The sequence below is a fragment of the Arthrobacter sp. D3-16 genome (assembly GCF_054408515.1).
This window is the reverse complement of record NZ_CP096437.1, coordinates 2,366,257-2,377,068: the sequence shown is the minus strand read 5'-3', so window position 1 is coordinate 2,377,068 and position 10,812 is coordinate 2,366,257. Positions and strand designations below refer to the sequence as shown.

General features: G+C 66.7%; 13 protein-coding genes and 1 riboswitch. Of the genes, 12 read left to right on the top strand and 1 reads right to left on the bottom strand.

Annotated elements, in window-relative coordinates:
• Window positions 1-70: 70 nt before the first annotated feature.
• From rpe to hisF, 9 genes are all read left to right on the top strand, one after another.
• Window positions 71-748 (top strand): ribulose-phosphate 3-epimerase, encoded by a 678-nt coding sequence (rpe, locus tag M1D32_RS11385; RefSeq protein ID WP_458778794.1) that lies wholly within the window; start codon window positions 71-73, stop codon window positions 746-748.
• Window positions 749-787: 39 nt separating this feature from the next.
• A riboswitch (FMN riboswitch) is annotated at window positions 788-939 on the top strand.
• Between the two features lie 173 nt (window positions 940-1,112).
• Entirely contained in the window at window positions 1,113-2,228 is a 1,116-nt protein-coding gene (ribD, locus tag M1D32_RS11380) for a bifunctional diaminohydroxyphosphoribosylaminopyrimidine deaminase/5-amino-6-(5-phosphoribosylamino)uracil reductase RibD (protein WP_458778793.1), read from the top strand.
• Window positions 2,228-2,872 (top strand): riboflavin synthase, encoded by a 645-nt coding sequence (locus M1D32_RS11375; protein WP_458778792.1) that lies wholly within the window; start codon window positions 2,228-2,230, stop codon window positions 2,870-2,872. Before ribD ends, M1D32_RS11375 begins: the two co-directional genes overlap by 1 nt.
• On the top strand, window positions 2,869-3,606 hold the full coding sequence (gene ribB, locus M1D32_RS11370; RefSeq protein WP_458778791.1) for a 3,4-dihydroxy-2-butanone-4-phosphate synthase: 738 nt from the start codon (window positions 2,869-2,871) through the stop codon (window positions 3,604-3,606). Before M1D32_RS11375 ends, ribB begins: the two co-directional genes overlap by 4 nt.
• Window positions 3,603-4,382 (top strand): GTP cyclohydrolase II, encoded by a 780-nt coding sequence (ribA, locus tag M1D32_RS11365; protein WP_458778790.1) that lies wholly within the window; start codon window positions 3,603-3,605, stop codon window positions 4,380-4,382. Before ribB ends, ribA begins: the two co-directional genes overlap by 4 nt.
• Window positions 4,383-4,416: 34 nt before the next feature.
• Window positions 4,417-4,905, top strand: a complete 489-nt coding sequence (gene ribH, locus M1D32_RS11360; RefSeq protein WP_458778789.1) for a 6,7-dimethyl-8-ribityllumazine synthase — start codon at window positions 4,417-4,419, stop codon at window positions 4,903-4,905.
• 102 nt (window positions 4,906-5,007) lie between these two features.
• The gene (locus tag M1D32_RS11355) at window positions 5,008-5,271 is read left to right on the top strand and encodes a phosphoribosyl-ATP diphosphatase (RefSeq protein WP_015936881.1); all 264 of its coding nucleotides are present in this window, start codon (window positions 5,008-5,010) and stop codon (window positions 5,269-5,271) included.
• A 90-nt stretch (window positions 5,272-5,361) separates the two neighbouring features.
• A complete protein-coding gene (hisG, locus tag M1D32_RS11350) occupies window positions 5,362-6,222 on the top strand; it encodes an ATP phosphoribosyltransferase (RefSeq protein WP_458778788.1) in 861 nt (286 codons plus the stop codon).
• 49 nt (window positions 6,223-6,271) lie between these two features.
• Complete coding sequence (hisF, locus tag M1D32_RS11345; protein ID WP_458778787.1) at window positions 6,272-7,048, top strand: imidazole glycerol phosphate synthase subunit HisF; 777 nt, start codon at window positions 6,272-6,274, stop codon at window positions 7,046-7,048.
• A gap of 211 nt (window positions 7,049-7,259) precedes the next feature.
• On the opposite strand, the gene M1D32_RS11340 is transcribed toward hisF, so the two are convergent.
• Window positions 7,260-7,904 (bottom strand): TIGR03085 family metal-binding protein, encoded by a 645-nt coding sequence (locus tag M1D32_RS11340; protein WP_458782171.1) that lies wholly within the window; start codon window positions 7,902-7,904, stop codon window positions 7,260-7,262.
• A 112-nt stretch (window positions 7,905-8,016) separates the two neighbouring features.
• Between M1D32_RS11340 and hisI the strand changes: the two genes are divergently transcribed.
• The 3 genes from hisI (at window position 8,017) to M1D32_RS11325 (ending at window position 10,761) form a co-directional block, all read left to right on the top strand.
• The gene (gene hisI / locus M1D32_RS11335; protein ID WP_458778786.1) at window positions 8,017-8,436 is read left to right on the top strand and encodes a phosphoribosyl-AMP cyclohydrolase; all 420 of its coding nucleotides are present in this window, start codon (window positions 8,017-8,019) and stop codon (window positions 8,434-8,436) included.
• A gap of 118 nt (window positions 8,437-8,554) precedes the next feature.
• On the top strand, window positions 8,555-10,117 hold the full coding sequence (locus M1D32_RS11330) for an anthranilate synthase component I (protein WP_458778785.1): 1,563 nt from the start codon (window positions 8,555-8,557) through the stop codon (window positions 10,115-10,117).
• Window positions 10,117-10,761 carry a Trp biosynthesis-associated membrane protein gene (locus M1D32_RS11325; RefSeq protein ID WP_458778784.1) on the top strand — a complete coding sequence of 215 codons (645 nt, stop codon included), beginning with the start codon at window positions 10,117-10,119 and terminating at the stop codon, window positions 10,759-10,761. Before M1D32_RS11330 ends, M1D32_RS11325 begins: the two co-directional genes overlap by 1 nt.
• The last annotated feature ends 51 nt before the right edge of the window (window positions 10,762-10,812 follow it).

The window sequence follows — 10,812 nt, the reverse complement described above, 5'->3', positions numbered from 1 at the left end:
TGGTTTTACTCAGTCCCTGGCCCGCAAGGCCATAACGGCAAAGACACCTGACCTGTGAAAGGCTCCCACTGTGACGCAATGCTGCATCAACCCGAGCATCCTGTCGGCCGATTTCGTCAACCTTGAGGCTGAACTGCAGCGCATCAGCACCGCGGACGCGGTGCATGTGGACGTGATGGACAACCACTTCGTGCCCAACCTCACCATCGGCCTGCCAGTGGTGCAGCGGATCCAGGCCGTGAGCCCGGTGCCCGTCGACGCCCACCTGATGATTGCCGACGCTGACCGCTGGGCCCCCGGCTTTGCGGATGCAGGCCTGGCATCCGTCACCTTCCACGCCGAGGCCGCCATTGCGCCCATCAAGCTGGCCCGGGAACTGCGGGCCCGGGGTGCCAAGGCAGGAATGGCCCTTCGGCCCGGTACACCCGTTGAGCCGTACCTGGACATGCTCCCCGAGCTGGACATGCTGCTCATCATGACGGTGGAGCCGGGATTCGGCGGCCAGGCATTCCTGGACGTGACCCTGCCGAAAATCCGGCGTGCCCGGAAAGCCATCGACGGTTCGGGAATCGGCGTGGCCATCCAGGTTGACGGCGGTATCACCGAAGACACCATCACCCGTGCTGCAGAGGCCGGCGCCAACGTCTTCGTCGCAGGTTCGGCCGTGTACGGTGCGGAGGATCCGGCCGCGGCGATCGACCGCCTGCGCGAGGCAGGAAGCAAAACGTTACGCACGGCGGCGGAATAGCAAGGAGCCATACGCGGTTATGGCACAATAGCAACACACATACGTGCTCCGGGGTCGGTGTAAGTCCGAACCGGCGGTGACAGTCCGCGACCCGCGAGCCGGTGGTTTTCCCTTGGGAGAATCCCGGCGGACGGTTGAACCGGTGAAATTCCGGTACCGACAGTTAAAGTCTGGATGAGAGAAGCACGTACAGCTGTTTCTGCGGCGTCATGGGACGCCGCGGCCTTCTGCTGTCGTATACCCCCGGAGCCATCGCGGTTCTAGAGGGAAGGAACGACACAAGCACTATGAACCTGCTGCGATGGCTCTACGCCACAAGTCCCGCTGCCGCCATGCCCGGCAGCGCCACCACCGAGGCCCCGGCATGACGGCCGGAGTTGTTACAGCCTTTACCGCCACCGAGACCGCCGCGATGGACACTGCCCTGAAGGCGGCCCTGCAGGGTCCCCGCGGCGCGAACCCCCTGGTGGGGGCCGTCGTCGTCGATCCGGAGGGCCGGGAGATCGTCACGGGTTACCACCGCGGGGCTGGTACCGCGCACGCCGAAGCAGACGCGATTGCGCAGGCGGCTGCCGCAGGCCTGGATCTTTCCGGCTGCACCATGGTGGTCACCCTGGAGCCCTGCAACCACGTCGGTCGCACCGGCCCCTGCGCCCAGGCGATTATCGCCGCCGGAATCGCCGACGTCATCTACGCCGTGGACGATCCCCACGATCCTGCTGCGGGCGGTGCAGCCACCCTCCGGGAGGCAGGCGTACGCGTCCGCAGCGGGCTCGGTGCCAGTGAAGCGCTGGACCTGAACCGCCGCTGGTTTGAGGCGGTGGCGGCGAAGCGCCCGTTCGTGACGCTGCACATCGCACAGACACTGGACAGCCGTATCGCAGCAGAGGACGGCACCAGCCAGTGGATATCCAGTCCGGAATCCCTGGCCGACAACCACGCAATCCGGGGACGCATTGATGCAATCCTCGTGGGAACCCAGACCGTGCTGGTGGACAACCCCCGCCTCACTGCCCGGGACGCCACAGGAACGCCGGCACGGAAACAGCCGTTGCGGGCTGTGATGGGACTGCGTGACATCCCGGCAGATGCCGCGATCCACGGGACGGATGGCCTGGCCACCCACCTTTCCACCCGCGACCCCCAGGAAGCGCTATCCTCCCTCTACGGGTCCGGGATCCGCCATCTTATGGTCGAGGGAGGGTCGCGCATCCTCAGCGCATTCCTCGCGGCCGGTCTCGTTGACGAACTCATCGTTTACCTGGCCCCCACGCTGCTTGGCTCCGGAACTCCCGCCCTCACCGGGTTGGGAATCAGCACCCTCGCTGAGGCACAGCAGTGGGAATGGGACCCGTCCGACGGCGGCGCCGTCCGAACGTTGGGCCGGGACCTAAGACTCCACCTTCGACCGCAACACTCCGTTGCCCTAGACCCACAACCGTCCCGCGCCACCGCGGAGCAAGCCCAGGGAGGCTACTGATGTTTACCGGAATTATTGCCGAGCAAGGGCACGTCCTATCCGTCGACAGGGACGGGGATGCCAGCGCCACGGTCCGGCTGCACGCGCCCGGCACCACGGAAGGGCTCGCCCTGGGAGGGTCAATCGCCGTTAACGGCGTTTGCCTCACCGCCACCGAAATAGACGGCAAGGAATTCAGCGTGGATGTTATGGGGGAGACCCTGGTCCGCAGCACCATCGGCGAATTGGCTCCCGGTGACGCCGTCAACCTCGAGCGCTGCCTCCCTGCCGGTGGCAGGTTGGACGGGCATGTCGTCCAGGGCCATGTGGACGGCGTCGGCGTGCTGCTTGAACGCGAGCCCCTTGGCAATTGGGAAAGGCTTCGTTTCGGGGTGCCCGGGAACCTGGCCCGCTACATCGCCGAAAAGGGATCCATTGCCATCGACGGCGTCTCACTCACCGTCACGGCGGTCAGCCCCGCAGCCGAACAGAGCCCCTGGTTCGAGGTGGGGCTCATCCCCACTACCCTCGCCGAAACCGGGCTCGGTACCAAGAGCGCCGGCAGCCGGGTGAACCTGGAAGTGGACGTCCTGGCCAAATACACCGAACGCCTCCTTGCGTTCAACACCCCAGCGCCCGCCGCTGTTGAAGGAGGAGCACGATGAACGCCGCAGTCCGGGTCGAACCTGAGGTGGCCCCCGCCGCCCCTACTACCCAGGCAGACAAAGCCGCGGGATTGAGCACCATCGAGGAAGCGGTGCGGGCCATGGCGGCCGGACGGCCGGTCCTGGCCGTGGACAACGAGGACCGGGAAAACGAGGGCGACATCATCTTCGCCGCCCAGCACGCAACTCCTGCGCTGATGGGATGGACCATCCGGTACAGCTCCGGCGTCATCTGCGTTCCGCTGTCCGGTGACCGCGCGGACGCACTCGCGCTGCCTCCGATGGTGGCCGTCAACGAGGACGCCAAAGGCACCGCCTACACGGTTTCCTGCGACGCCGCCATCGGCGTCAGCACCGGAATTTCCGCCACGGACCGGGCCCTCACGGCCAGGGTCCTCGCGGATCCGCAGTCCGGGCCGCAGTCCGTGACCCGCCCCGGGCATATTTTCCCTCTGCGTGCGGTTGATGGTGGTGTGCGGGAACGTCCCGGCCACACCGAGGCCGCCCTGGACCTGTGCCGGCTGGCCGGCCTGGAAGCTGCGGCTGTGATCGCCGAAGTCGTCTACGATGACGGAGAAATGATGCGGCTGGACGGGCTCCGTGCCTTCGCAGCTGAACACGGATGTCCCCTGATCTCCATTGAAGACCTGGTGGCCTACCTCGAGGCGGCGGGCACATCGGCTGACGGCGGCACCCGGGCAGGACGTCCGGGCGGAGAAGAGGAGATACGATGACGGCTTCCGGAGCTTCGGGGAACGGCCACCACCTGCCCGACTCAGGCAACAGCCACCACAGGACGACGCCTGCCAACGGCCATCATCCTGCAGAGTCCGGCAGCGGCCAGGTACCCCACCCCGTCAGCGGAGGACCTATCGTCCAGCTGCCCACGGCTTTTGGAGATTTCATCGCCCAGGCATGGATCGACCTGGAGACCGGTGCGGAACACCTGGCCGTCAGTTCCCCCAATCCGCCCAAGGACGGCCAGGCCCCCTTGGTCCGGCTGCACTCCGAGTGCCTTACTGGCGACGTGTTCGGTTCCTACCGCTGCGATTGCGGCGAGCAGTTGGCCTACGCGCTGGAAATGATCCGTGAACATGGCGGAACCCTGCTGTACCTGCGCGGACAGGAAGGCCGGGGCATCGGCCTCGCCAACAAGATGAAGGCCTATGCGCTGCAGGAGGCCGGTTTCGACACCGTGGAGGCCAACGAACAGCTTGGGCTGCCCGTGGATGCCCGGTGCTACAAGGCAGCCGCACAGGTGCTGGCCGAGATGGGCCTGCACGAAGTCCGGCTCCTGAGCAACAACCCGGACAAGCAGAACAGGCTGGCAAAGGCCGGCGTCAAGGTTGTGGAAATGGTCCCCACCGAGGTCCCGTCCCGCGAGCAGAACATCCGGTACCTGCAGACCAAGAAGGACCGCATGGAGCACCGCCTGGTCCTGGACACCCACGTGGGCATCCCGGTGCCCGTCACCGCCCCAGGTACTTCCTTTGACCACGAGCAAGACTGACCCACTACAAGACTGAACGGAACAGCACATACCTATGAGCGGACACGGCGCCCCCGATATCGACCTCACCACCCTCAACCCGGCGGAAACATCCCAGCTGCGGCTGGCCATCGTTGCCGCCAGCTGGCACACGCAGATCATGGATGGGCTCCTGGACGGTGCCCTGCGTGCCGCGAAGGACGCCGGCATTGCCGAGCCCACGGTCCTGCGCGTGCCGGGCAGCTTTGAGCTGCCGGTCGCCGCCGCGCGGCTGGCACCGCACTTCGACGCCGTCGTAGCCCTCGGCGTGGTCATCCGCGGGGGTACGCCGCACTTCGAGTACGTCTGCCAGGCTGCGACGTCCGGCCTCACCGACGTCAGCGTCAACACCGGAGTTCCGGTGGGCTTCGGCGTCCTGACCTGCGACACGGAACAGCAGGGCCTGGACCGCGCCGGCCTCCCCGGCTCAAAGGAAGACAAAGGCCACGAAGCCGTTACCGCGGCACTGGCCACCGCCGTCGTGCTCAAGCAGTACCGCAGCTAGCGTGTGCGCAGATGGCGGGCGCGTGTGTGTTCACTCACATCGCCCCCGTCATGCAACGGCCCGACAGGCGCCCTTTGGGCCGCACCAAGTAGGCTGGAGGGCGTGAAGAATTTCGAGACGCTGTTCGCTGAACTCAGCGAGAAGGCAGCCACCCGCCCGGAAGGCTCCCGCACCGTCGCTGAATTGGACTCCGGTGTCCACGGCATCGGCAAGAAAGTCGTTGAGGAAGCAGCCGAAGTATGGATGGCTGCCGAATATGAATCCGATGAAGCTGCGGCCGAGGAAATCTCCCAGCTGCTGTACCACCTGCAGGTTCTGATGCTCGCCAAAGGCCTGACCCTGGAAGACGTCTACAAGCATCTGTAGCCACCGGTCCGGCGCGCCTTTGCCGCCGGTGCCCGCCGTGGCCTGCATTGCCTGAATACCTAGACCTCCCGAATCCAGAAAGATTTCCCCATGCTGCGAGTAGCCGTCCCCAATAAGGGTTCCCTGTCCGAAGCCGCCTCCGCCATGCTGTCCGAAGCCGGCTACCGCCAGCGCCGCGATACCCGCGAACTGGTCATGGTTGACCCGGACAACGACATCGAATTCTTCTTCCTCCGTCCGCGTGACATCGCCGTTTACGTCGGGCAGGGAACGCTCGACGTCGGCATCACCGGGCGGGACCTGCTGCTGGACGCGGAGGTGGAAGCCGAGGAACTGCTTCCGCTGGGATTCGCTGCCTCCACCTTCCGCTTCGCCGGTCCGGTAGGGGATTTCGCCAAGGTGGAGGAACTGGAGGGCAAGCGGCTGGCCACAAGCTATGACGGCCTGCTCCGCGGCTACCTGGCCGAACGCGGCATCAACGCCAAGGTGGTGCGCCTGGACGGCGCCGTCGAGTCCTCCGTGCGGCTGGGGGTTGCGGACGCCATCGCGGACGTCGTCGAGACGGGCAACACCCTCAAGGCGGCCGGGATGGAGATTTTCGGCGAACCCATCCTGAAGTCCGAAGCCGTCCTGATCCGGCGGACTGAAGGTGGCGGCGCCGCGAACGGCACCACCAAGGAAATTGAGGTCCTGATCCGGCGCCTGCAGGGTGTGCTGGTGGCCCGTCAGTACGTCCTGATGGACTATGACATCCGCAAGGAACTCGTGGAACAGGCCGCTGCCCTGACGCCCGGCCTGGAATCACCTACGGTTTCCCCGCTGCGGGACTCGGACTGGGTTGCCGTGCGTTCCATGGTGCCGAAAAGGGAAACCAACCGGATCATGGATGAGCTGTACGATCTTGGCGCCCGCGCCATCCTGGTCAGCAGCATCCACGCCTGCCGTATCTGATTCCGCACGCACCGCTGCATCAACGCACCACAGAATTCCAGGAGTTCCCATGGCAGTAGCCGTACGTGTCATTCCCTGCCTCGACGTCGACGCCGGGCGCGTCGTTAAGGGCGTCAACTTCGAGGGCCTCCGCGACGCCGGGGACCCGGTGGAGCTGGCACACCGCTACGACAACGCCGGCGCCGACGAGCTGACCTTTTTGGACGTCACGGCTTCCTCGGGCAACCGCGAGACCACCTTTGATGTGGTTCGCCGGACCGCGGAGGAAGTGTTCATTCCGCTCTGCGTGGGCGGCGGGGTCCGCGGCGTGGCAGAGGTGGACAAGCTTCTTCGCTTCGGTGCGGACAAGGCGTCCATCAACACGGCAGCCGTGGCGCGGCCCGACGTCATCGACGAGATCACCCGGCACTTCGGTTCCCAGGTCCTTGTCCTGTCCGTTGATGCCCGCCGCACCCGCCCCGGGTCCGAGCCCACGCCGTCGGGATTTGAAGTAACCACCCATGGCGGACGCACCGGCACGGGGATTGACGCCATCGCGTGGGCAAAGGAAGCCGCTGACCGCGGCGTGGGCGAGATCCTGCTGAACTCCATCGACGCCGACGGCACCAAGGACGGTTTCGACCTGGAGCTCATCAGCCTGGTCCGGGCAGCCGTCAAGGTGCCCATCATCGCTTCGGGCGGCGCGGGGGAGCCCGCGCACTTTCCGCCCGCCGTGGCAGCAGGCGCCGACGCAGTGCTGGCCGCATCCATCTTCCACTGGGGACCGGATGACATGATGTCGCAGGTCAAGACCGCCATCAGGGAAGCGGGCTTCGAAGTCAGGTAATCCCCACCCGCCCTCTAACCTCGCAAGTCCGCACCGGCTCCCTGCCCTCGCAAGCTCGGGCTGGGGCCCTCGCCGGGCGGCTCCACGGTCAGGGAATCCTGCGGGCGTGGGCCCAGTAACCCGCCCCCTAACCTCGCAAGCTCGGGCTGGGGCCCTCGCCGAACGGCTCCACGGTCAGGGAAGCCTGCGGGCGTGGGCCCGGTGTTGGGTGTTAGAGCCCTACTTCGGCTGACTGCAGGAGGGCGACGGCGTCCGGCTGGCCTTCGAAGGTGACCAGGGCGTGGCGGGTGCGGCCGTGGGCATGCATCAGCAGTTCGCCCGGCTCGCCGACGATGGCCACCGAAACGGGAGCGCGTTTGGCAACATGCCGCGGTCCTGACGGCCGTACCAGCACGATGCCCAGGTCAACTCCGCGGTACAGGATGGCGGCGCGCTTGACGAGCTCGTCCCAGAGGGCTTCCGAATAGGCCTCGTCCAATGCCCGCGGCGCCCACCGGTCCACGGCGCGGCGAACGTCTTCCGTGTGCACAAAGTACTCAATCAGGTTGGCGCTCTCGTCCAGCCCTTTGATGTTCATGGGGGAGAGGGCCGGCGGTCCAGCACGGAAAGTGTTGACCAGCCGGGCGTAGGCCTCCGCGGTGGTGATCTTCGCGGCCAGCTTCGCGGTGGCTTGGTCAGATGCCTTCGCCAGGCGCTTGATGATCAGGCCAAGTCCCACGGCGGCTTTGCGTTCGCGCAGGTAAAGGTGTGCGGCAAGGTCCCTGGTGCGCCAGCCTTTGCAAAGCGTGGGCGCGTCTGGACCGGCCGCAAGGAGGGTTTCGGCCAGGACTTCTCGGGACGGGTCGACGAAATGCATCACTTGTGAAACTAGCACGAGAGCCGCGCAGTTGGGCAGCGTGGCCGGCGGGGAAGGCGTGCCGCTGTTCATACAGGAATTGGGGCATGGCCAAGGCACTAGACTTGACCTGATGTCTGAGCAGCCCGCCCCCGCCCCAACCACTGATTCCGCCGTGCCCGCAGCGCCGCCGGCAAGTCCGCTCCCCGCCGAACTGGCCGCCGCGCTCAAGCGCGACAGCGCAGGCCTGGTGGCCGCCGTCGTGCAGCAATTCGACACCAACGAGGTGCTGATGCTGGGCTGGATGGATGACGAGGCGCTGCACCGGACCATGACCAGCGGACGGGTCACCTTCTATTCCCGCTCCCGCCAGGAGTACTGGCGCAAGGGAGACACGTCCGGGCACGTCCAGTGGGTTAAGTCCGTGGCCATGGACTGCGACGGCGATGCGTTGCTGGTACGTGTGGACCAGGTGGGTGCCGCCTGCCACACCGGCACGCGCACCTGCTTCGACGGCAGGGACCTGGCGGTCAGCACGGGCCAGGCAGGCTGACTTTCTTTTCTTCACCGCAGGTTGCTGCGGAACGCGGGGGAGGGCTGGCCACCCCTGCAAGCACACCACCAGGTGCCGGCGCGGCCGGCCCTACGAGAACAGGCGGAACAGCATAGCCATGCAGGACCTTGGAATCATCAGCCCGGGCCTCGAGGAGTTCCGGGAACTGGCCGGCCACAGCCGCGTCATCCCCGTACGGCTCAAGGTACTTGCCGACGCCGAGACGCCCATTGGTTTGTACCGGAAGCTTGCGCAGGGGCAGCCCGGAACGTTCCTGATGGAGTCCGCTGCGGTGGGCGGGGCATGGTCCCGCTACTCGTTTATCGGCGCCAGGTCACGGGCAACGCTGACCACCAAGAACGGGAACGCGCACTGGCTGGGCGAGCCGCCCGCGGGCGTTCCGGTGGACGGCAGCCCGGTGGATGCCGTCCGCGACACCATCGAGGCCCTCCGCACGGACAGGTTCGATGGCCTGCCGCCCTTCACCTCCGGCCTGGTGGGTTTCCTGGGCTGGGAAACCGTGCGGCACTGGGAGCGCCTGGTGAGCCCGCCCGAGGATGACCTGCAGCTGCCTGAGATGGCGCTGAACCTCGTCACCGATATGGCCGTGCACGACAACGTTGACGGCACGGTGCTGCTGATCGCCAACGCCATCAACTTCGATGACAGCTCCGAACGCGTGGACGAGGCCTGGCACGACGCCGTGGCGCGGGTCAAGGCGCTCCTGGCCAAGGTCAGCACGCCGGTGGCGCAGCCCGTCTCGGTCCTGGCGCCGGCGGCGCTGGACTTCGCCTCCAGCGTCCAGGAACGCTGGGACGAAGCCGAGTACCTGGCTGCGCTGGACCGCGGCAAGGAAGCCATCGTGGACGGGGAGGTGTTCCAGGTGGTGATTTCCCGCCGCTTCGAGATGGAATGCAAGGCCTCCGCCCTGGACGTCTACCGGGTGTTGCGCAACACCAACCCGAGCCCGTACATGTACATCTTCAGCCTGGAAGACGCCGAGGGCCGGGAGTACTCAATCGTCGGGTCTTCGCCGGAGGCCCTCGTGACCGTCACGGGTGAAGAGGTCATCACGCACCCCATCGCCGGATCCCGCCCGCGGGGCAAAACCGTTGAGGCGGACAAGGCACTTGCTGAGGAGCTCCTGGCGGACCAGAAGGAACGGGCCGAACACCTGATGCTCGTGGATCTCTCCCGCAACGACCTTTCCAAGGTGTGCGTGGCCGGAACCGTGGACGTTACCCAGTTCATGGAAGTGGAACGCTTCAGCCACATCATGCACCTCGTCTCCACCGTGGTGGGCCAGCTCTCGCCGAAGGCCAAGGCCTACGATGTCCTGAAGGCCACGTTCCCGGCCGGAACCCTGTCAGGAGCCCCGAAGCCCCGCGCCCTGCGGCTCCTCGATGAGCTTGAACCGCACCGCCGCGGCATCTACGGCGGAGTAGTGGGCTACCTCGATTTCGCCGGCGACATGGACATGGCCATCGCCATCCGCTCCGCGCTGCTCCGTGAGGGCCGGGCATATGTCCAGGCCGGCGGAGGCATCGTGGCTGATTCAGTCAACCGCACCGAAGCCCTCGAAACGGTCAACAAGGCCGCGGCTCCGCTCCGCGCGGTGCACACGGCCGGCTCGCTGCAGAACATCTCGGCGGACACCTTGCCGGGCGGGACCGGTTCCTGATGTCCGGCCTGGATCCGGCAGCAGGCCACACGGCCACTAACACAAAAAGCTCCGGAACCCCTGCCTGGGCACGAAAATCGACGTTGGTTCTGCTCATCGCCGTCCTGGCGCTGGCGGTATTCGGCACCACCACCCAGACATGGATGACGGTCACGCTTGACCCCAATCAGGTGGGCCAGGCCGGTGCCGCGCAAACAGCGCTGGACGTCCAGGGCAGCAAGGCCGCCACTGCCGTCACGGCGCTGGCCCTCGTGGCTCTCGCCGGCGGACTCGCCGCCGCGATCGCCGGCAGGATCGCGAGGTGGATCATCACCGCCATTATCGTCCTGGCGTCCGCCGGGATCGTTGCCGCCGCGGCCACCGTCCTGGCCAATCCGCTGGCTGCAGCCCAGGGGGCTATCGCAGCGGCAACCGGGATTACGGGCAGCCAGGCAAGGGTGGCGGTGACCGCCTTCCCGGTGCTCGCCGTCGTCGCCGGCTGTTTGCTGGCCCTGGCAGCCCTGCTCATCATCCCTGCCGGGCGGCACTGGAGGACCCGGACGAAATATGACGCGCCCGCTGCCGGCAGTGCGGCCCCGCCGGCGGGCCCCGTGGACGAGATCGACAGCTGGGACCGGCTCTCCCGGGGCGACGACCCCACCTGAGCCGTCCCGGCCCTGCGCCGGCGCCGCGGGCAGACCGCCGATACGCGGCCA